Below are 19,104 nucleotides of genomic sequence, written 5' to 3'. Positions count from 1 at the left end.
CGGCCGCCGCCGTGTTTTCCTCCCCCGGCCGGTAGGCCGGCCGCCTGACGGGTAACCGTCGCGGACCACGACAGGGCACGCCCAAGGGCCATCGCACGGGGGAGTGCAGCGCACATGGGCATTGGCAGCGCCATCTTTCTCATCGCGCTCGGCGCGATCATGACCTTCGCCATCCGGGCCAACGTCTGGTGGATCGACCTGCGCGCGGTCGGCTGGGTGTTCATCCTGGCCGGACTGGCGGTGCTGCTCACCACGCTCTGGTTCTGGCAGGACCGGCGCAAGCGGGCACGGACGCTCATCGTGGAGGAGAACCGGCTTTCCCACCCGACCGCGATGATGCCCCCGCCGCCGGACCCGCCGCCGCCCACCGCCCCGCCGTCCTGACCGGCTGAGCCCACCCCCCGGGGTGGGCTCAGCCGCGTGCGGTGTGCCGGGCCGTGATCGGCGCCCCGCCCGGCACGAGGTCGGCCCAGCGGGTGGTGGGCCGGTGGACGACCAGGTCGGTGGTGCGCAGCCCGTCCGGATCCGCCCGCTCCGGGTCGAGCAGCGCGGAGAGCAGCGAGATGCCCGGATTGTGGGCGATCAGCAGCACGTAGCGGACCTCCGGGTCGACCGCCCGGACCAGTTCCAGGAGCCCGTCCGGGTGCGCCTCGTACGCGGCCGGCTCGTAGCGCACCGCCGGCACCGGCCCCGTCGGGCCCCCCTCCGGCGGGGACCCCGTCGCGCCCAGCGCCACCCCGTGCCAGGTCTGTCTGGTCCGCCGGGCGGTCGAGCAGAGCACCACGTCGGGGAGGAGCGCGTGCCGGGCCAGCCAGGCGCCGGCCGCCGCCGCGTCGGCGTGCCCGCGTGCGGTCAGCGGCCGCTCCTCGTCCGGGTCCTCCGGGGACTGCTCGGCCTTGGCGTGTCGCAGCAGCACCAACGTCCGCTGCTGGTTCCTGCCGTCGGTCATGGGCTCAGCTTGCCTGATTGGCGATCCGAGCGCCTGGGTATGTCGATGTGTGCCGCTACCTCATCCATGGCCGCGGCGGGCAGGAAACGCCAGCAGGACGCCAAGGAGGCGACGTCATGGGCATCGGTGCCAGCATCTTTCTGATCGCGCTCGGCGCGATCTTCGCGTTCGCCATCGACGCCAACCTGGGGTGGCTGAACCTGAACGTGGTGGGTTGGGTGCTCATGCTCGCCGGTGTGGCGGGCCTGCTCACCACGCTCTACTTCTGGAACAGCCGCCGCCGGGTGGTGGCCGCCCCGGTGCGCGAGCGCGTCGTGGCCGAGCCGGTCGTGCCGGTGCAGGACGACCGGGTCGTGCGCGAGGAGTACCGCGAGGTGCGCCGGCCGGGCTCGGGCTACCCCGCCTGATCCGCACCGCGAGCGTCGAGGGCCCCGCAACGGCGCGGGGCCCTCGCTCTGTCCGCGTACCGGGCGGCGCTCAGGCGAACAGCGCGAAGTAGATCGCGATGTGGTGGCAGATCGCGGCGAGCAGGGTGCAGGCGTGGAAGAACTCGTGGTGGCCGAAGACGGTGGGCCACGGGTTCGGCCGGCGCAGCGCGTAGAAGACCGCGCCGACGCTGTAGATCGCCCCGCCGACGCTCAGCAGCACCAAAGCGGTGACCCCGCCGGCGTGCAGGATCTCCGGCAGCATCGCCACCGCGACCCAGCCGAGCGCCAGGTAGAGCGGGGCGGAGACCCAGCGCGGCGCGTGCGGCCAGATCAGCTTGACCGCCACGCCGGCCAGCGCGCCGCCCCACACCAGGCCAAGCATGATCGTGGCGTGCCGGGTGTCCAGCAGCAGGGCGCAGAACGGCGTGTAGGTGCCGGCGATGAACAGGAAGATCATCGAGTGGTCCATCCGGCGCATGATCTGGTAGCCCCGCTCCGACCAGACCCGGCGGTGATAGAGCGCGCTGGTGCCGAAGAGACCGCACACGGTGAGGCTGTAGATCAGGCAGCTCACCAGGGGGGCCCACCCGGGACGGGAGGCGGCGATGGAGCACAGCACGATGCCGCAGACGAGCGCGGCGAAGAACGCGTAGGTGTGCAGCCAGCCGCGCATCCGGGGCTTCCCGATGTCGACCGGCTTGAGCCGGAGCGGTGCGGAGGTGGTCACGCTCATTAGGTTACGACACCGTAGGTTACTTGCAAGTAGTGTGGACCGTCACGGTCGCCGACGCGAGGATGGCGGAATGCGGATCCGGCCCGTCGGCGCGCACGCCCTGCTGCTCGACTGCGACGGCCCCGAACAGGTCGAGGCGTGGCGGGCCGAGCTGTGGCGCCGCCGCGCGGCGGGCGACCTGAGCGCCGTCGAGATCGTCCCGGCGGCGGCCACCGTGCTGGTCGACGGCGTACCGGACCCCGCGGCGGCAGCCGCGCGGATCGCCGGGTGGACCCCGGACGGCGCCGTCGCCACCACCGACGCCGCCGAGGTCCGGGTCCCCACGGTGTACGACGGCGCCGACCTGCCCGCCGTCGCCGAGCACTGGGGCGTCGACGTGCCCGCCGTGGTGGAGCGGCTGCGGCGGACCGAGTTCCGGGTGGCGTTCTGCGGCTTCGCGCCCGGGTTCGCGTACCTCACCGGGTTGCCGGCCGAGCTGGCCGTACCCCGGCTCGCCACCCCGCGTACCCGGGTGCCGGCCGGCTCGGTGGCGCTGGCCGGCCCGTACGCCGGGATCTACCCGACCGCCTCACCCGGCGGCTGGCTGCTGGTCGGGCGGACCGACCTGGTCCTCTTCGACGTGCACGCCGACCCACCGGCCCGGCTCACCCCGGGCACCCGGGTCCGGCTGGTGGACCCGTGATCGAGGTGCTCCGGGCCGGCGCCCTCACCACCGTGCAGGACCAGGGCCGCCCCGGCTGGGCCCACCTCGGCGTGCCCCGCTCCGGCGCGCTCGACCCGGCCGCCCTGCGGCTGGCCAACCGGCTCGTCGGCAACCCGGAGCACGCCGCCGGCCTGGAGATCACCCTGACCGGCTGCGAGCTGCGGTTCACCCGGGCCGTCACCGTGGCACTCACCGGCGCGGAGGTGGACGTGCTGGTCGAGCGCCGCCCCGCCGAGACGCCGCCCGGTGGTGGCCCGTCCGTCGAGCGCCGGCCCGGGGACACGGGCCGGCCGCTGTCGCTGCCCGCCGGGGCGACCCTGCGGATCGGTCCCGCCCGCGCCGGGGTGCGCAGCTGGCTCGCCGTCTCCGGCGGGATCGCGGTCGAACCCGTGCTCGGCAGCCGGGCCACCGACACCCTCTCCGGCCTGGGCCCGCCCCCGCTGCGCGACGGCGCCCGTCTTCCCGTGGGCGCCCCGACCGGCCCGCCGGCCCCGGTGGACCTCACCGTCGCCCCGGCCGTGCCGGCCGGACTGCGGTTGGCCCTGCGCCCCGGCCCCCGGCAGGACTGGTTCACCTCCGCCGCGCTCGACCTGCTGCTGCGCACCGCGTACGCCATCAGCCCGGCCAGCAACCGGGTCGGCGCGCGACTGGCCGGCGCGGCCCTGCCCCGCGCGGTGGCCGGCGAGCTGCCCAGCGAGGGCCTCGTCCTCGGCGCGGTGCAGGTGCCGCCGGACGGCCAGCCGCTGATCTTCCTGGCCGACCACCCCACCACCGGCGGATACCCGGTCATCGGGGTGGTGGACGACGTGACCCCCCTCGCGCAGGCCCGCCCAGGGACTACGGTGACGTTCCATGGACCTCAACGCTGACCTCGGTGAGGGATTCGGCATCTGGCGGCTCGGCGACGACGAGGCGCTGCTGGGGCTGGTCACCTCCGCCAACGTCGCCTGCGGCTTCCACGGCGGCGACGCGTCCACCATGCACCGGGTCTGCGCGGCCGCCGTCCGACATGGGGTCGCCGTCGGCGCCCAGGTCGGCTACCGGGACCTCGCCGGCTTCGGCCGGCGGCACATCGCGTACGACTTCGCCGAGCTGCGCGACGAGACGGTCTACCAGCTCGGCGCGCTGGACGCCTTCTGCCGGCTGACCGGCACCCGGGTGCGCTACCTCAAGCCGCACGGCGCGCTCTACCACGCGGCAGCCTGCGACGAGCTCCAGGCCGCCGCGCTGGTGGCCGCGGTCAACGGGTACGACCACGAGCTGCCGGTGCTCTGCCCGCCCGGCTCGGTGCTCGCACAGCTCGCCGTCGGCGCCGGCCTGCGGGTGGTCGCCGAGGGCTTCGCCGACCGGAACTACCTGCCCAACGGTCAGCTGGTGCCCCGGAGCGCCGCGAACGCGCTGGTCAGCGACCCCGACGAGGTGGCCACCCGGGCGGTCCGGATGGCCACCGAACGGACCGTGGTCGCCGTCGACGGCAGCGTGGTGCCCTGCCCGGTCGAGTCGATCTGCCTGCACGGCGACACCCCGGGCGCGGTGCGCTGCGCCGAGCTGGTCCGGGCCGCGCTCATCGACGCCGGGGTCACCCCCACCCCGTTCGCCTGACCGGCGGCCCGGCCCGTCAGGCGTCCAGGCCGCGCAGCACCAGCGGCAGGCGGGTCGCCCCGCCGGCAACCACCCGGACCGGCACGCCCCAGTCCTGCCGGGTCAGGTGGCAGGCGGCGTGCTCGACGTCGGCGTCGCAGGTGGCCGCCTGGGCGGTCACCTGGAGCACCCCCTCGGCCACGTCGCCGCTGAGCACCAGGCGGCGGGACAGGTCGGTGCTCGTCCCGGCCCCCTCGACCAGCAGCTCCGGCGGGGACGCCGAGACCACCACCCGGGTCGACGGCCCGTACGTCTCGTCCAGCTTCTGCCCCGGCGCCGGCGTGAAGATCACGTCGAGGGTCAGCTCGCCGGCGGCCACGTCGGTGGGCTTGCGCTCCAGCTTGTGCCGGGGGCCGTCCACGGTGTTCGCGCCCGCCGCGGTGAGCGCGCCCGGCGCCAGCCGGGTCAGCCGGTGCGCGGCCGACTCGACCACCAGCACCTCGCCCTCGGTGGTGAGCACCAGGTCGCTCGGCTCGGCCAGCCCGTCGGCCACCGTGGCCACCTGGTTCGTCTCCGGATCGAAGCGGCGTACCGCGCCGTTGTAGGTGTCCGCGATCAGCACCGAGCCGTCCGGCAGCGCGCACACCCCGAGCGGGTGCTGGAGCAGCGCCCGGTCGGCCGGGCCGTCGACGTGGCCGAAGTCGAACAGGCCCTGCCCGACGGCCGTGCCCATCACGCCGTTCTCGACGTAGCGGATCGCGCTGGTCTCGCTGTCGGCCACCCAGAGCCGGGCGCCGTCGGCCGAGACGGAGAGGCCGGAGGGCTGGGCCATCCAGACGTCCGGCAGCGGGCCGTCGCGCAGCGCCTCGACGGTGGTCCCGGCGTACATGCCGGCGGTCCGCTTCGTCGGGTCGAACCACCAGAGCTGGTGGATGCCGGCCATGGCGACCACGACCCGGTCGTCGTACCAGGCGACGTCCCAGGGGGAGGAGAGGTCGACGGAGCGGGCGTCGTGGGCGTGGTCGTCGACCGTCGAGCGCCACTGCCGCCCGGTGCCGGCGACCGTCACCACCTCGCCGCTGTCCAGCTTCACGCCGCGCAGCAGGTGGTTGACGGTGTCCGCGACGACCAGGTCGTAGCCGGCCACCTCGGCCACGTGCGGGGGCAGCAGGCAGAGCCCCTGCGGCTCGGAGAAGGTGGCGGCCTCCGCCGGGCCGTCGGCGTGGCCGCGGCTGCCGGAGCCGATCCGGCGGACCAGGGTCTCCCCGTCCGGTGCCAGCTCGACCAGGGAGTGCCGGGCCGAGTCGGACACCAGCAGGTTGCCGCCGCCGAGCACCACGGCCTTGCCGGGGAAGCGCAGCGCGGTCTCCGGCTCGGCCGGCGGGACGTACGGGCCCTCGCCCCGGTGCAGGGTGCCCTTCGCCTCGTGGGTGGCGATCAGGTCGTCGATCAGCCGGGCCAGCCCCTCGGCGTGCCCCTCGCCGGCCATGGTGGCCACCACGTAACCCTCGGGGTCGACCACCGAGAGGGTCGGCCAGGCCTTCGCCGCGTACTGCTGCCACATGTCCATCTCGGGGTCGTCGAGCACCGGGTGGTGCACGCCGTACCGCTCGACGGCGGCGGCGAGGGCCACCGGGTCCTTCTCGTGCTCGAACTTCGGCGAGTGCACCCCGATCACGACCAGGACGTCGCCGTACTTCTCCTCGAGCGGGCGCAGTTCGTCGAGCACGTGCAGGCAGTTGATGCAGCAGAAGGTCCAGAAGTCCAGCAGGACGATCTTGCCGCGGAGGTCGGCCAGGGTGACGTCCCTGCCGCCGGTGTTCAGCCAGCCCCGGCCGCGCAGCTCGGGTGCCCGTACTCGTGCGCTCATGCCCCCATCGTGCCGCACCGCGGCCGGCGGCCGGCCCGATGGGGCGGTGAAGAGCGACACGCTGCCGCCGGCTACCCGGCGGACCGGCCCCGCCAGCGGGCCACCAGGTCGGCCTGCTCGGCCGGGGCGCCGGGGAGCGGGCCCTCCACGGGGTTGTGCAGGGCCTGGAGCAGCAGGGTCAGGTAGCGGTGCCGCAGCGCGGCTCCCCGGTCGGCGCCGGGCAGGTCGACCAGCATGACGGTCTCCAGCAGCAGCACGATGTCGGCCCCGCTGACGTCGTCGCGCAGGTCACCCGACTTGCGTACCCGGTCGAGGAGCGTGTCCGCGAGGCGGGTCGCCTCGTCGGCCATCCGGCTCAGCTCCGGGGTCGGCGCGAAGGTGCCGGCCAGCCGCTGCGCGAGCGCCTGGCCGCCGCCCTCGACGACCCGGTGCAGGCAGGCCACGTAGGCGTCCCACGGCGGCGCGTCGGCGGAGAGCGCGGTCTCCAGGTCGGCGATGTAGCGGGCCAGGCCGTCGGCCGCGAGGGCGCGCAGCAGGTCCTGCTTGCTGGGGTAGCGCCGGTAGAGGGCGCCGATCCCGACGCCGGCTCGGCCGGCCACCGCGGACACGGGCGCGTCGGGATCGGCCAGGAAGACCTCGCGGGCGGCGTCGAGGATGCGGGCGTCGTTGCGGGCCGCCTCGGCGCGGCGGCCGCTGAGCGGGCCGGTCTCGGTTTCTGACATGGGTCGACCATAGCAGTGGAACGGATCGTTCCGTTCTGTTAGGCTGAAGCGGAACGAAACATTCCGTTCCACGAAAGGACCGGCCTCGTGAGCTTCCCCGTCCTCACCACCGCCCTCGACCTCCTGCGCCGCGCCGACGAGGGAGTGCCGGCCGACCGGCTCGACGACCCGACCCCGTGCGACCGGTGGACCGTCGGGCAGGTGCTCATGCACGCGGCCGGCGACCAGCACGCGTGGGCGGCCTCCGTGGGCGCCGGCACGATGCCGGCGTACAACCCGTTCGACCCGCCGCACGGCCACGACGAGGGCGTCCAGAGCGTCGTGCGGAGCGCGGTCGAGGCCGCCACCGCGGCATGGGCGCGGGTCGACCCGGCCGCCGGACCGGTCGGCACGCCGCTGCCGCCCGTGCCGACCATGGACCCGGAGCTCGCCGCCGCCGCCTGCGCGCTGGACGCCGCGATCCACGCCTGGGACGTCGCGGTGGCCACCGGGCAACCGGCGCCGCTCACGGCCGAGCTGGCCGGACAGCTCATGCCGGCGGCCCGGGCGACCGCCGAGCCGCTGCGCGGATTCGCGTACGCCCCGGCGCTGCCCGCCCAGTCCGCCGACGACCCGGTCGCCGCCCTGCTGGCCTACCTCGGCCGCGATCCCAACTGGCAGAAGTGACGACGACGGCGGGGCCACGGATCACCGTGGCCCCGCCGTCGTGGGAGTTGCTACTGGCCGGCCGGCTTGAGGCAGAGCACCCGGTTGGCCCCGTCGCCGGGGAGCATCACCTGGGGCTGCGTCGGGTCGGCGCACTTGTCCTTGCTGTCCACCCGCGACACCACCGTGAACGCGCCCTGCTCGCCGCAGGTGGCCGCCACCGCGGTCGTCCCGGACTGCTTGACGCAGGAGCCCACCGCCGGGTCGAAGCCCGCCGGCTTGTCGTCCCCACCGATCTTGCCGAGCAGGGTGAGCAGGCCGAGCGGCACGGCGAGGATGAGCACCGCGGCGATCAGCACCGCGGCCAGCACCCGGCCGTTGCGCACCTTCGGCGTGGGCGCCTCGGTCTTCTGCTCGGCCTCCGGCCGGAACGCCTCGAAGCGGCCCTGGTCCGGGTCGCCACCCGGGCCGGCCTGGGACCAGGCCGGCGGGGCCTGCTGGGGCGGCGGCGGGAACGCGGGCGGGAAGCCGCCCGGCTCGCCCATCGGCCCCGGTACGCCGACCGAGGCGCGGCCGCCCACCGGCCCGCCGGACGGGTCCCCGGGAGCGCCTCCCGGCCCACCGAACGGGTCCTGGCGGCCGTTCGGGCCGAACGGATCCTGGTGCCCGGCCGGTGCGCCGAACGGGTCGCGCTGCCCGCCGGGGGGCCCGAACGGGTCGTGCGGCCCGCCGGGGCGCTCGCCGTTGTGCGGGTGCACCCCGTTGACCGGCCGGTTGTTGCCGGGCGGGTCCACGAAGGACGGCACGCCGGGCGGGAAGGGCGGCGGGGCGGCGGGCGAGGACGGCGGGGCCGAGTGCACCGGGGGTGCGTCGGCGTACCCGTGCTGGCGGTCCGACTCGTCCGTCCGCGACTGCGGGCCCGGCTCGGGGAAGCCGTTCGGGCCGTCCTGCCCGGGCGCCTCCTCCGGCTCCGGACGGGCGGGCCGCCCGTAGACCCGCGGCTGCGGGGCCGGCCCGCCGGCCGTGGGCAGCGGCTGGTCGGCCGGGGGCGTGACCCGGCTGGCCATCGGCACCGAGGCGCTGGCCGAGACGGCACCGCCCGCGCCGGCCTCCGGCGACGTACGCGGCCCGGGGACCATCGGCCCGGCCGGCGACTGCGGCTCCTCGTGCGCCGGGCCGGGCGTACCCCAGCCGGCATCGGCGGCCTGCTCCGGCTCGTACGCCCGCGGGTTCCGGTCGTCCGACTCGGTGCCCGGGTTGAACGCGTAGTCGGCGGGCGGCGCGGCGGCCAGGGCGGCACCCGGCACCCGCTGCTCCTGCGGCGGCAGCGGCACGGCGTTGGCCGGGGAGATCCCCGGGCCCGGGGCCGGCTGGTAGATCGGTCCGTCGTCGGAGCGGGCCGGCTCCCAGCCCGGCGACGCGGCCTGCTCGGGCTGGGCCTCCGCGGCCCGGCCCCACGCCTCGTCGGGCGACCACGGCTCGGCCTCGGGGATGGCCGGACGCTCGCGCGCCCACTGCCCCGGGTTGTCCTGGTTGCCGGCCCAGGCGGGCGGCGAGTCGGGGGACGGGACGGACGCGCTGGCCCGGGCCGAAGCCTCGGCCGGCGCGTGCCCGGTGGCAGAACCCCAGCCGGGCTGGCCCTGCTCGTCGGCCGGCCGCTCCGGTTCGCGCTGCTGCGGCACCGCGGCGGCGCCGCTCCACGCGGCGGCCGGACGCTGCTCCTCGGGGGCGCCCCAGGCGGTCGGCTGCGGCGCCTCGGCGGCACCGGCGGACCGACCCGCGGCCCAGCCGCCGGAGCGGTCCGGGTCGTCGTCCCGACCGTTCTCCCAGCCGCCCGGGCGGGGCGGCTCGTCCTGCTGCGCCGGCCAGCCGCCGGCGCGGCCCGCCTCGTCGTCCTGCGTCGCCGGACCGTTCTGCCAGCCGCCGGCGCGGGCCGCGTCGTCGTCCTGCGCCTGCGGGCCGTTCTGCCAACCGCCGGAGTGGCCCTGATCCTGCTGGCCGGGCCAGGCGTTCTCGGGCCGGACGGCACCGGGGACGGAGACCTTGGCGGCGGCGCGGGCGGGCGGATCGGCCGGCGACCAGCCGGGGGCGGGCTGCTCGCCCTGCTGGCCCCAGGCGGGCTGGTCGTCCTGCTGCTGGGCGGCGGCCCCGACGGCCCAACCGCCGGAGTTGTCCTCGTGCGCCGGGCGCCAGCCACCGGCGCGGCCCTGGTCGTCGTCCTGCTGCCCGGTCGCCGGGCTCCACCCGCCGGACCGATTCGGGTCGTCCTGCCCGGCCGGGGTGGCCCACGACTCGTTCGGCACGGTGGCGGGCGCGGGCACCTGGGCGGCGCCGCGGGCACCCTGATCGCCGGCCTGCGCCCAGGCCGGCTGCTCACCGGCCGGGGCCGGGGCGGTGCCCCAGGCGGGCCCGCCCTGCTCGTTCGCCCAGGCCGGCGGGGTCGACTCGGTGGGGTTGCCCTGGGGGGCGGCGGCCCAGGCGGGCGGCCCCGGCTCGGCGGCGCGGTGGGGGACGGCCTGCTCGGGCGTGCCCCAGGCGGGTGCACCCTGGTCGGGCGCGCCCCAGGCCGGAGCGGACTGCTCGGGGGTGGCCCAGGCGGGCTGCGCGGCGGCGCCCCAGCCGCCCGGCTCGGCCGGCGGGGGCACCTGGGCGCTGGCCCGACCGGCGGGCTGGCCGCCCGGCGGAGTCCAGGCGGGGGGCTGGTCGTCAGCCGCGGCCCAGGCGGGGGCCGGCTGGGCGGGCCGACCGGCCGGCGGGGGCGGGGCCCAGCCGAGGTCGGGCGCGCCGTACCCGTTGTCCTGCTGCGCCGGGCGGTCGCCGTACGGCACCGGTCCGCCGGCGCCCGGCGACACCTCGCCCGGCTCCTGGCCAGGGCGGTGCGGGGCCTCGGACGTCATGGGTGCGCCTCCTCCATCACATGTCGGCCGCCGATATGCCGATCGGGACCGTCGGCATGGCTGCCGGCGTCGCCGGCAGGTACCGGCCGTGCGGGCTCCCCGCACCGTATCCGGTGGCCGCCCGGAGGCGCCCGGGGGAGCACCGGCCGTCACCGAACGTCACCGGACGATATCGATCGGTTGCTCTTGAGGTGATCGGTCCGGGGGCGGGCGGTTGGCGACCGAGCCCCACCGTACCGGGCGCTGCGGCGAGGTGGAATCCCGGTGTCAATCGACGTGAGACGCCGAAGACCCGCCCGGTGCGCCCCGGGCGGGTCTTCGAACTGGAGGAGGTGAGGAAAGTTGGGGAGCGTCAGCTCATGTGACGCTGGGCGATGGCGAGAAGCTCCTCGCGGACCGCGGGCGAGTTGGCGGAACGCAGCGCGTGCTCGATGGCACGGGCGCGGCGGTTGGCGTCGCGGCGGTTGCGGATTCGCTCGATCATGCTCATCTGGGTCTCTCCTCCTGGCTATTCGGTTGTCAGCCCCTTGATGTCTCTATTCAACCGCAGAACGCCGCCAACTTCCATCGATTATTAGGTGAGCTGAACCACGTACCTAAGGATCGTAGGTCAGAAGCCCTGGCGGACCGACGTTTCGTCTCCCAACGGCAACGGCCGGTGTGCCGGGTGTTCACCCCTGGCACACCGGCCGTGGCCTGGTGCGGTGGACCGTCAGGTCCAGGCGAGCAGCGCCGCCTCCGGGTCGGCCAGGAAGTCCCCGATGTCGCGGAGGAACTTCGAGCCGAGCTCACCGTCGATGATCCGGTGGTCGAAGGAGAGGCCCAGGGTGGTGACCAGGCGCGGCTTGACCTTGCCCTTGTGCACCCAGGGCTGCTCCCGGACCGCGCCGAAGGCGAGGATCGCGGACTCGCCCGGGGGCAGGATCGGCGTACCGGTGTCGACGCCGAAGACGCCGACGTTGGTGATGGTCAGCGTGCCGCCCGACATGTCGGCCGGCGAGGTCTTCCCCGCCTTGGCCGTCTGCACGAGGTCGGTCATCGCGTCCGCCAGCTCGCGCAGCGAGAGCCGGCCGGCGTCCTTGATGTTCGGCACGATCAGGCCGCGCTCGGTGGCCGCCGCGATGCCCAGGTTCACGTAGTCCTTGACCACGATCTCGTCGCCGGCCCAGGTCGAGTTGACCATCGGGTGGCGCTTGACCGCCAGCAGCACCGCCTTGGCGACCAGCAGCAGCGGCGAGACGCGTACGTCCCGCCACTCGCGCCGCTCGCGGAGCCGGTCCAGCGCCTTCATCGCCCGCGTCATGTCGACGGTCAGGAACTCCGTGACGTGCGGGGCGGTGAACGCCGAGCGGGACATGTTCTCCGCGGTGAGCTTGCGTACCCCCTTGACGGGGATGCGCTGCTCGCGGTCGGCGCCGAAGCTCGCGGCGGCCGTGACCGGCGCCGCGACCGTCAGCGGCTCGGCCGCCGCCGGAGCCGCCGCAGCCCGCTGTACGTCCTCCCGGGTGATCGAGCCCAACGGGCCCGACCCGGTCAGCGCGGCGAGGTCGACGCCGAGGTCCTTGGCGAGCTTGCGGACCGGCGGCTTGGCCAGCACCGGGCCGCCGGCCGGCCGGCCGGTGCCGTTCAGCGCCGGCGCCGGGACCACCGGGGCCGGCGCCGGAGCGGCCTGGACCGGTGCGGCCGGGGCCGCCGCGGCCTGGGCCGGGACGCCGCCCTTGCGCGGGCGGCGCTTCGCCGGCGCGTTCCGCGGGCCGTAGCCGACCAGCACGGCGGTACGCCCGCCCGGCGCCACGCCACCGATCAGGCCCGGCTCGACCATGCCCTCCTCGGGCGCGACCTCGACGGCGGCCAGCGAGGCCGCCGACGGGGTGGGCAGGTCGGCGGCCGGTGCGCCGGTCGTCGACTGCTCGATCGGCCCGGCGTTCGGGTCGGTGTCGATCGCGATGATCGGGCTGCCGACCTCGACCGTGGCACCCTCCGGGTGGAAGATCGCCTGCACCCGGCCGGCCCACTTCGCCGGGATCTCGACCGCTGCCTTGGCGGTCTCCACCTCGACGATCGGCTGGTTCAGCTCGATGTCGTCGCCCACCTTGACCAGCCAGGCGAGGATCTCGCCCTCGGTCAGGCCCTCGCCCAGGTCGGGGAGGTTGAACTCCTTGATCCGCGACATGCCGCTCACCAGCCGAAGGTGCGGTCGACGGCGTCGAGCACCCGGTCGAGGTCCGGCAGGTACTCCTCCTCCACCCGGGCGGCCGGGTAGGGGGTGTCGAAGCCGGTGACCCGCAGCACCGGGGACTCCAGGGAGTAGAAGCACTCCTCGGTGATCCGGGCGGCGATCTCCGACCCGAGGCCCAGGTTGCCCGGGGCCTCGTGGACGACCACGCAGCGGCCGGTGCGCTTCACCGACTCGTACGCGGCGGTCAGGTCCAGCGGGGAGAGCGTGCGCAGGTCGATGACCTCCAGCTCCCGGCCGTCCTCGGCGGCGGCGGTGGCCGCGTCCAGGGCGGTACGCACCATCGGGCCGTACGCCAGCACCGTGGCGTCGGTGCCCGGCCGGGCGACCCGGGCGGCGTGCAGCGGGTACGCCTCGGCCAGCGGGGCGTCCAGCTCGACCGGGCCCTTCTCCCAGTAGCGCCGCTTCGGCTCCAGGAAGACGATCGGGTCGTCGGAGGCGATGGCCTGCTGGATCATCGAGTACGCGTCCTGCGGGTTCGCGCAGGTCACGACCTTCAGGCCGGCGGTGTGCGCGAAGTACGCCTCGGGCGACTCCGAGTGGTGCTCGACCGCGCCGATGCCACCGCCGTAGGGGATCCGGATGACCATCGGGATCCGCACCTTGCCCTGCGAGCGGTAGTGCATCTTCGCCACCTGCGACACGATCTGGTCGTACGCCGGGTAGACGAAGCCGTCGAACTGGATCTCGCAGACCGGCCGGAAGCCGCGGATGGCCAGGCCGACCGCGGTGCCGATGATGCCGGACTCGGCGAGCGGGGTGTCGATCACCCGCTGGTCGCCGAAGTCCTTCTGGAGACCGTCGGTGATCCGGAAGACACCGCCGAGCTTGCCGACGTCCTCGCCCATGATGACGACCTTGGGGTCGTTCTCCAGGGCCTTGCGCAGGCCGGCGTTGAGGGCCTTGCCGAGGGTGAGCGTCTCCGTGGCCATCAGTGGGCGCTCCCCTCGAACGACTCCATGTACTTCGAGAACTGGGCCCGCTGCTCGTCGAGCTCGGGGGACCCGTTGGGGTAGACGTGGTCGAACATGGTCACCGGCTCCGGGTTGGGCATGGCGAGCACCCGCTCGCGCAGGTGCACCGACTCGGCGCGGGCCTGCTCGTCGACCTCGGCGAAGAACGACTCGTCGACGATCTGCTGCTTGGTCAGGAACGCCTTCATCCGGGCGATCGGGTCCTTGGCCTGCCAGGCCTCGACCTCGCTGGCGATCCGGTACCGGGTCGGGTCGTCGGAGGTGGTGTGCGCGCCCATCCGGTAGGTGTACGCCTCGATGAGGCTCGGGCCCTGGCCGTGCCGCGCGTTGTCCAGCGCGTGCCGGGTGACCGCGTACGACGCGAGCACGTCGTTGCCGTCCACCCGTACGCCGGGGAAGCCGAAGCCGCCGGCCCGCTGGTAGAGCGGGACGCGGGTCTGCCGCTCCAGCGGCTCGGAGATGGCGTACTGGTTGTTCTGGCAGAAGAACACCAGCGGGGCGTTGAAGACGCTGGCCCAGACGAAGGACTCGTTGACGTCGCCCTGGCTGGTGGCGCCGTCGCCGAAGTAGGCGATCACCGCCTCGCCCTCGTCGCTGCCGGTCTTGCCGTCCATGGCGACACCCATGGCGTACCCGGTCGCGTGCAGGGTCTGCGCCCCGATGACGATCGTGTACATGTTGAACTTGAACTCGTTCGGGTCCCAGCCGCCCTGGTCGACGCCGCGGAACAGGCCGAGCGGCATGATCGGGTCGATGCCCCGGCAGTAGAGGACGCCGTGCTCCCGGTAGGTCGGGAAGGCCATGTCCTGCGTGCGCAGTGCCCGGCCGGAGCCGACCTGCGCGGCCTCCTGGCCCAGCAGGCTGGCCCAGAGGCCCAGCTCGCCCTGGCGCTGGAGCGCCGTGGCCTCGGCGTCGAGCTTCCGGACCAGCACGAGGTCGCGGTAGAGCCCGCGGTACTCCTCGTCGGTGAAGTCGACGCGGTACTCGGTCCCGTCCGGGCCGAGCGCGCTCTCGATCCGCTCGCCCTCGGGCGTGAGCAGCTGCACGAGCTCCGGTTCGCCCGTGGCGGCGGCGCGCTTGGTACGGGGTGCGGCCCGCTTGCTGCGGGTGGCGGCCCCGGGGTCGCCCTTTGCCATCCGTCTCTCCCTGTCTGGTCTGCGCCGGCGTCGGGGGGTGACCCGTGCCGCGCACATCGTGCGCCCGACCCGGCTGGTGCCGGGTCGGTCCCTGGCGGCCGCGCCTAGCCCCGGTGAGGGTTGCCGCGCGGCGTGAGCCGGGTCCGTCAGGAGCCCGACCCGGGAGCGCCGGCGCCGTACCGCACCAGCCGCGGGGTGCGCGGAGGTAGCGGCTGCGTTGCCGTCGTGCCTGAATGATTGCAGAGGAGGTGAGCGGGCCCACAGTATGGCCTCCTCCACCGGTGACGTTCCGTCTCGTTCGCGACTCATAGACGTATTTGTCTGGTGAGCCGTTCTCGGGCGACGGACAATTTGTGTGTCGACACGCTGTGGCGGCTGGTGAACTGAGCGTCACTGGTTCAAGCTGGCGATGACCCCCGCGTGGCATTTGTCCGTTTAGCCTGCGCCGGGTTTCCGCCCTGTCGACACGTACGAGGAGTGTGCCGGTGTCCGAGCCGCCAGAGGGTCCTCCGGGTGCTCCGTTCCTCGGCCGGCACCGGGCGGTGCCGCGATCCGGCTACCGGCCGGTGGTCGGCGCCCACCGCGCGCACGGCCTGGGTGGCCCGAGCCGCGGCTACCTGTTCACCGTCGCGCTGCTGGCCGGCACCGCGTCCATGCCGATCCTCGCCGCGATCAGCGCCGGATCGGCCACCGTGGGCAACAGCGCCCTCCCGGACAGCAGCACCCCGTTCATCCCCACCCCCTCGGTCGGCCCGGTGGTGATCCCGCTGCCCGAGGGGAACCAGTCCCCGTTGCCGCCCACCCGGACGCCCGTCGCCGGCCCGGCGGCCACCACCGTGCCGCCCGCGCCGGTGCTCCCCGCCGCGCCGGCCCTGCCCGACGACAGCGACCTCGGCTCCCGCCGGTCCCGCCCGGTCGCCCCCGCGCCCGTGCCGCGCCCGACCCGGACCACGCCGGCCGGTTCGCCGCGCCCGTCCCCGGTGCCGTCGCCGTCGCCGTCCGGCCCGGAGCCGAGCCCCAGCCCGACCGCCGAACCCAGCAGCAGCTCGTCGGAGCCGACCCCGAAGCCGTCGCCGACCGGCGGGCCGGACCCGACGACGGCGCCGCCGGACGGCACCCCGACACCGACCGGCACCCCGCCGGAGGAGTCGCCCACGCCGACGCTCAGCCCGCGTGACGACCCGGACCCGAGCGCCACGCCGTCGACCACCGCCGACCCCACCGCCACCGCGGCCTGATCCGCTCTGGATCGGGGCCGGGCGGGGTCAGGCCGGGTCGTCGGTGAGGCGGTGCCGGTTCGCCTCGATCCAGGCGTCCAGCGCGGCCGGATCGTCCGGGTCGACGCCGTCCGCCATGAGCTGGGCCACCGCCGCCGTGGCGGGGCTGCGCCGCTCGCCGGTGCTGTAGAGCCGGGCGAACTCGGGGACCATCTCCGCGACCGCCTCGTCCGTGCGGGTGGCCGCCGCCGCGGGCAGGCCCCGCTGGCGGGCCGCGTACGCCGCCCAGCCGCGCAGCACCCGGGGCAGCATGGCCGCGTCGTCCATGTCCAGCACGGCCCGGCGGTGCACCCAGTCGAGCAGGAACAGCTCGGCGACCGTCGGGCTCCACCGCATCGGGTCGGCGTCCGGGAAGCTCGCCGCGTGGTCCAGCAGCAGCCCCAGGCAGAAGTGCAGCGAGGCCAGCTCACCGTCGGCCACCTGGTCGAGGCCGAACCGGACCGCCTCGGGCGAGCCGAGGAAGCCCCGGATCAGCCGGGTCCGCACCTCGTCGGTGAGCGGCGGCACGTCGGCCGTCGCCGGCGGCGCCGCCGGGCCGGGAAGCGCGGCCAGCCGGGCACCCACCAGCGCCCGGTCGGTGGCCAGCGAACCCTGCGCGGGCAGCTCGCCGAGGTCGTCGGTGACCGCCAGGTGGCGGCCCACCTCGGCGCGCATCCGGGCCGGGTCCTCGGTGCGGAACCAGGTGAACTCGTCCTCGGTGCAGATCTCCCGGGCCTGCTCGACGATCCGGGCGGCCGGGCCGCCCACGAACACGTCCTTGGTGATCCCGATGTTGTGGTCGACCAGGGCGACCAGGGCGTGCTCCGGCCCGCCCTCGGCGTCGTCGTAGGCGAAGGTGGCCAGGTAGGAGGTCTGATCGCCGTACACGTCGCCGTACGACCAGGCGCCGGTGAGGTGCACCCGGCCGAGCTGGCCGGCCCAGGCCGGGGCGAGCGCGCCCGGGCGGATCCGGGCGGCGCCCTCGGCGTCCGGCACGAGGGCGGCGAAGACGGCGCGGATGGTGGTCGCGGCGGCACTGCGGCGGCGCGAGGTGGCGGTGAGGAAGCCGGCCACGAACTCGCGGACGGCGTTCTCCCGGTCGGTCTCGGCAACGGCGTAGACGCTGCCGAGCAGCGCGGCGCCGAGCATCTCCGCGTCCAGGGCGGAGTCGAGCCTCGTCACGTCGCGGGCGGCGTGCAGCACCGCCTCGTAGGGGGTCTGTGGCGTGGCCATGCACCGACCCTACGCCGTGTGGCCGGCAGGGACACCGGTCAGCACGCCGGGCCTGCCGTGCCGGCACTCAGCGCCGGGCCGCCTCCCGCAGCGCGTCGCGCGCCTCGGCGTAGCGGGCCAGCACCGCCCAGACCGGGTTCAGCACGTACTTCTCGCCGACGCTGCCGACCGAGGTGAGCAGCCGCTGCTCGGCCCGGCGCCGGGCGCGCCGCGCCGCCCACCGGATCACCGGTCGGGTCAGCGCCGCGACCAGCAGCCCGGCCAGCAGGCCGCCGAGCAGCAGCACGGTGGGCCACGGCACCTCGCCCAGCTCGGGGTAGTCCAGGGCGGGCAGGCCGAGGATGCGCAGCGCGTAGCCCAGCACCAGCCAGGCCAGGCCGGCCAGCGCCGCGAGGGTGACCAGCCACTGGAGGGCGCCGACCACCCGCCACCAGGTCGGCCGGCGGTCCATGCCCAGGTCGGTGGCGGCCACCGCGTGGTCCAGCGCGTCCGGCAGGTCGGCCAGCCGGGACCGGGCCGCGGCGGTCACCGCGGCCGGCCAGGGCGCCGGCAGGTCGGTGGCGGAGCGGTCGGCCACCGCGCGGATGGCCAGGTTGAGCGCCGAGCGCTGCGCGGCGGTGGCATCGGGTACGGAGGTGGCCGCGACCAGGCTCTCCGCCGGCGCGTCGGCGCCCCCGCCGGGCAGGTGCAGCCGCCGCAGGGGGTCCGGCCGCAGCTTCCGCCAGCCGCGGACCAGCGGCCAGCCCGTGCTGCCGACGGCCCGGTGCCGGTACGCCCCCTCGACCGCACCGGCCACCGTCGGCACCCCGGCCGACCCGGCCAGTGCCGTGGTGAGCTCCCGCGCCGAGGCGTCACCCGGCCCGCTGCGGGGCGCCTCCGGCCCGACCAGCGGTTCGAGCTCGGCCACCACGGCGTCCACGTCGCCGGCCAGCCGGCGCAGCGCGGCCTGCCGTTCGGCGACCGTCCGCTCCAGTTCGGCGCGGAGCCCGTCCAGCCCGGCCGGATCCACGGCCACGGTGGGCAGCAGCGGGACGCCCTCCAGCCCGTCGGCGTCGAGCAGCCGGCGCAGGTCGCCGAGGACGCGGGGCAGCTCGGCCGGGGGCAGCCGGTCGGCCTGGTTGAGCACCACCACGGTCACGTCCCTGTGCCGGTGGAACTCGCGCAGGTAGCTGGTGTGGATGACGCGGTCGGCGTACTTCTGCGGGTCGACCACCCAGACCACCAGGTCGACCAGGCCGAGCAGCCGGTCCACCTCCAGCCGGTGGGTCCGCTGCACCGAGTCGAAGTCGGGCAGGTCCAGCAGGACCAGGCCGTGCAGGGCGGACTCGTCGTCGCCGTCCAGCGGGCTCTCCCGGACGAACCGGTGCCGGGGCAGCACCCCGATCCAGTCGAGCAGCCGGGACGCGCCGTCCAGCTGCCCCCAGACGCAGGCGTGCGCCACCCCCGTGGTCGGCCGGCGGACGCCGACCGGGGAGAGGTCCAGCCGGGCGAGGGCGTTGAACAGGCTCGACTTGCCGCTGCCGGTCGCCCCGGCGAGCGCGACCACGGTGTGGTGGCCGGAGAGGGCGAGCCGGGTGCCGGCCCGCTCGACCACGGTGTGCGCGGTGACCAGCTGGGCGTCGGGCACCTGGCCGTCGACGGCGCCGAGGAAGCGCTGGACCGCCTGGAGGCGCGCGATCAGGACGTCGGGGTCGACCCGCTGCCCGCCCCGGAACGCCTCCCGCATCCGGCCGACGATGTT

18 protein-coding genes are annotated in these 19,104 nt (G+C 75.6%); 7 read left to right on the top strand and 11 right to left on the bottom strand.

Features of this window, described 5'->3' with window-relative positions:
• The first annotated feature begins 114 nt into the window (after positions 1–114).
• Positions 115–384 carry a DUF6458 family protein gene (locus IEY96_RS04720; protein WP_088969138.1) on the top strand — a complete coding sequence of 90 codons (270 nt, stop codon included), beginning with the start codon at positions 115–117 and terminating at the stop codon, positions 382–384.
• A gap of 28 nt (positions 385–412) precedes the next feature.
• On the opposite strand, the gene IEY96_RS04715 is transcribed toward IEY96_RS04720, so the two are convergent.
• The gene (locus IEY96_RS04715; protein ID WP_189193518.1) at positions 413–949 is read right to left on the bottom strand and encodes a SixA phosphatase family protein; all 537 of its coding nucleotides are present in this window, start codon (positions 947–949) and stop codon (positions 413–415) included.
• A 116-nt stretch (positions 950–1,065) separates the two neighbouring features.
• On the opposite strand from IEY96_RS04715, the gene IEY96_RS04710 reads away from it, so the two are divergent.
• Entirely contained in the window at positions 1,066–1,356 is a 291-nt protein-coding gene (locus IEY96_RS04710) for a DUF6458 family protein (RefSeq protein WP_091316008.1), read from the top strand.
• Positions 1,357–1,426: 70 nt separating this feature from the next.
• Here the strand turns inward: IEY96_RS04710 and trhA are convergent, their stop codons facing one another.
• Positions 1,427–2,104, bottom strand: a complete 678-nt coding sequence (gene trhA / locus IEY96_RS04705) for a PAQR family membrane homeostasis protein TrhA (protein ID WP_189193517.1) — start codon at positions 2,102–2,104, stop codon at positions 1,427–1,429.
• A gap of 76 nt (positions 2,105–2,180) precedes the next feature.
• Between trhA and IEY96_RS04700 the strand changes: the two genes are divergently transcribed.
• Genes IEY96_RS04700 through IEY96_RS04690 form a run of 3 tightly spaced genes read left to right on the top strand, consistent with a single transcriptional unit; the run spans position 2,181 to position 4,415 of the window.
• Positions 2,181–2,792, top strand: a complete 612-nt coding sequence (locus IEY96_RS04700) for a 5-oxoprolinase subunit B family protein (RefSeq protein WP_189193516.1) — start codon at positions 2,181–2,183, stop codon at positions 2,790–2,792.
• Positions 2,789–3,682, top strand: coding sequence for a 5-oxoprolinase subunit C family protein (locus tag IEY96_RS04695; protein ID WP_189193515.1), 894 nt, complete (start codon positions 2,789–2,791; stop codon positions 3,680–3,682). The genes IEY96_RS04700 and IEY96_RS04695 overlap by 4 nt, the downstream gene beginning before the upstream one ends.
• The gene (locus IEY96_RS04690) at positions 3,666–4,415 is read left to right on the top strand and encodes a LamB/YcsF family protein (RefSeq protein ID WP_189193514.1); all 750 of its coding nucleotides are present in this window, start codon (positions 3,666–3,668) and stop codon (positions 4,413–4,415) included. The genes IEY96_RS04695 and IEY96_RS04690 overlap by 17 nt, the downstream gene beginning before the upstream one ends.
• Positions 4,416–4,431: 16 nt before the next feature.
• On the opposite strand, the gene IEY96_RS04685 is transcribed toward IEY96_RS04690, so the two are convergent.
• Both IEY96_RS04685 and IEY96_RS04680 read right to left on the bottom strand, forming a co-directional pair.
• On the bottom strand, positions 4,432–6,264 hold the full coding sequence (locus IEY96_RS04685; protein WP_189193513.1) for an NHL domain-containing thioredoxin family protein: 1,833 nt from the start codon (positions 6,262–6,264) through the stop codon (positions 4,432–4,434).
• A gap of 71 nt (positions 6,265–6,335) precedes the next feature.
• Positions 6,336–6,986 (bottom strand): TetR/AcrR family transcriptional regulator, encoded by a 651-nt coding sequence (locus IEY96_RS04680; protein WP_189193512.1) that lies wholly within the window; start codon positions 6,984–6,986, stop codon positions 6,336–6,338.
• A gap of 87 nt (positions 6,987–7,073) precedes the next feature.
• Between IEY96_RS04680 and IEY96_RS04675 the strand changes: the two genes are divergently transcribed.
• Complete coding sequence (locus IEY96_RS04675) at positions 7,074–7,652, top strand: TIGR03086 family metal-binding protein (protein ID WP_189193511.1); 579 nt, start codon at positions 7,074–7,076, stop codon at positions 7,650–7,652.
• A gap of 50 nt (positions 7,653–7,702) precedes the next feature.
• Here the strand turns inward: IEY96_RS04675 and IEY96_RS04670 are convergent, their stop codons facing one another.
• The 5 genes from IEY96_RS04670 to pdhA all read right to left on the bottom strand — a co-directional run bounded on the left by IEY96_RS04670 (position 7,703) and on the right by pdhA (position 14,874).
• Complete coding sequence (locus tag IEY96_RS04670) at positions 7,703–10,528, bottom strand: LppU/SCO3897 family protein (RefSeq protein WP_189193510.1); 2,826 nt, start codon at positions 10,526–10,528, stop codon at positions 7,703–7,705.
• A gap of 352 nt (positions 10,529–10,880) precedes the next feature.
• Positions 10,881–11,018, bottom strand: a complete 138-nt coding sequence (locus IEY96_RS04665) for a hypothetical protein (protein ID WP_165823299.1) — start codon at positions 11,016–11,018, stop codon at positions 10,881–10,883.
• A gap of 222 nt (positions 11,019–11,240) precedes the next feature.
• Entirely contained in the window at positions 11,241–12,701 is a 1,461-nt protein-coding gene (locus IEY96_RS04660) for a dihydrolipoamide acetyltransferase family protein (protein ID WP_189193624.1), read from the bottom strand.
• 5 nt (positions 12,702–12,706) lie between these two features.
• Entirely contained in the window at positions 12,707–13,696 is a 990-nt protein-coding gene (locus IEY96_RS04655) for an alpha-ketoacid dehydrogenase subunit beta (RefSeq protein ID WP_189193509.1), read from the bottom strand.
• A complete protein-coding gene (pdhA, locus tag IEY96_RS04650; protein ID WP_189193508.1) occupies positions 13,696–14,874 on the bottom strand; it encodes a pyruvate dehydrogenase (acetyl-transferring) E1 component subunit alpha in 1,179 nt (392 codons plus the stop codon). The genes IEY96_RS04655 and pdhA overlap by 1 nt, the downstream gene beginning before the upstream one ends.
• A gap of 485 nt (positions 14,875–15,359) precedes the next feature.
• Here pdhA and IEY96_RS04645 point away from each other — a divergent pair, with 485 nt between their 5' ends.
• A complete protein-coding gene (locus IEY96_RS04645; protein WP_189193507.1) occupies positions 15,360–16,112 on the top strand; it encodes a hypothetical protein in 753 nt (250 codons plus the stop codon).
• 27 nt (positions 16,113–16,139) lie between these two features.
• On the opposite strand, the gene IEY96_RS04640 is transcribed toward IEY96_RS04645, so the two are convergent.
• Both IEY96_RS04640 and IEY96_RS04635 read right to left on the bottom strand, forming a co-directional pair.
• A complete protein-coding gene (locus IEY96_RS04640) occupies positions 16,140–17,363 on the bottom strand; it encodes a hypothetical protein (RefSeq protein WP_189193506.1) in 1,224 nt (407 codons plus the stop codon).
• A 67-nt stretch (positions 17,364–17,430) separates the two neighbouring features.
• Positions 17,431–19,089: a GTPase gene (locus IEY96_RS04635; RefSeq protein ID WP_189193623.1), complete on the bottom strand. Its 1,659-nt coding sequence runs from the start codon at positions 19,087–19,089 to the stop codon at positions 17,431–17,433.
• Positions 19,090–19,104 lie beyond the last annotated feature (15 nt).

Origin of the sequence: Micromonospora fulviviridis, assembly GCF_014648395.1 — a bacterium.
Lineage (GTDB): Bacteria > Actinomycetota > Actinomycetes > Mycobacteriales > Micromonosporaceae > Micromonospora > Micromonospora fulviviridis.
This window is presented reverse-complemented; position numbering and strand designations above follow the sequence as displayed.

What these genes read in the sequence shown, in the direction of transcription:
- IEY96_RS04720 (WP_088969138.1), top strand. Translation starts at nt 115, where the DNA reads ATGGGCATTGGCAGCGCCATCTTTCTCATCGCGCTCGGCGCGATCATG.
- IEY96_RS04715 (WP_189193518.1), bottom strand. Translation starts at nt 949, where the DNA reads ATGACCGACGGCAGGAACCAGCAGCGGACGTTGGTGCTGCTGCGACAC.
- IEY96_RS04710 (WP_091316008.1), top strand. Translation starts at nt 1,066, where the DNA reads ATGGGCATCGGTGCCAGCATCTTTCTGATCGCGCTCGGCGCGATCTTC.
- IEY96_RS04700 (WP_189193516.1), top strand. Translation starts at nt 2,181, where the DNA reads ATGCGGATCCGGCCCGTCGGCGCGCACGCCCTGCTGCTCGACTGCGAC.
- IEY96_RS04690 (WP_189193514.1), top strand. Translation starts at nt 3,666, where the DNA reads ATGGACCTCAACGCTGACCTCGGTGAGGGATTCGGCATCTGGCGGCTC.
- IEY96_RS04685 (WP_189193513.1), bottom strand. Translation starts at nt 6,264, where the DNA reads ATGAGCGCACGAGTACGGGCACCCGAGCTGCGCGGCCGGGGCTGGCTG.
- IEY96_RS04680 (WP_189193512.1), bottom strand. Translation starts at nt 6,986, where the DNA reads ATGTCAGAAACCGAGACCGGCCCGCTCAGCGGCCGCCGCGCCGAGGCG.
- IEY96_RS04670 (WP_189193510.1), bottom strand. Translation starts at nt 10,528, where the DNA reads ATGACGTCCGAGGCCCCGCACCGCCCTGGCCAGGAGCCGGGCGAGGTG.
- IEY96_RS04665 (WP_165823299.1), bottom strand. Translation starts at nt 11,018, where the DNA reads ATGAGCATGATCGAGCGAATCCGCAACCGCCGCGACGCCAACCGCCGC.
- IEY96_RS04660 (WP_189193624.1), bottom strand. Translation starts at nt 12,701, where the DNA reads ATGTCGCGGATCAAGGAGTTCAACCTCCCCGACCTGGGCGAGGGCCTG.
- IEY96_RS04655 (WP_189193509.1), bottom strand. Translation starts at nt 13,696, where the DNA reads ATGGCCACGGAGACGCTCACCCTCGGCAAGGCCCTCAACGCCGGCCTG.
- pdhA (WP_189193508.1), bottom strand. Translation starts at nt 14,874, where the DNA reads ATGGCAAAGGGCGACCCCGGGGCCGCCACCCGCAGCAAGCGGGCCGCA.
- IEY96_RS04640 (WP_189193506.1), bottom strand. Translation starts at nt 17,363, where the DNA reads ATGGCCACGCCACAGACCCCCTACGAGGCGGTGCTGCACGCCGCCCGC.
- IEY96_RS04635 (WP_189193623.1), bottom strand. Translation starts at nt 19,089, where the DNA reads ATGCGGGAGGCGTTCCGGGGCGGGCAGCGGGTCGACCCCGACGTCCTG.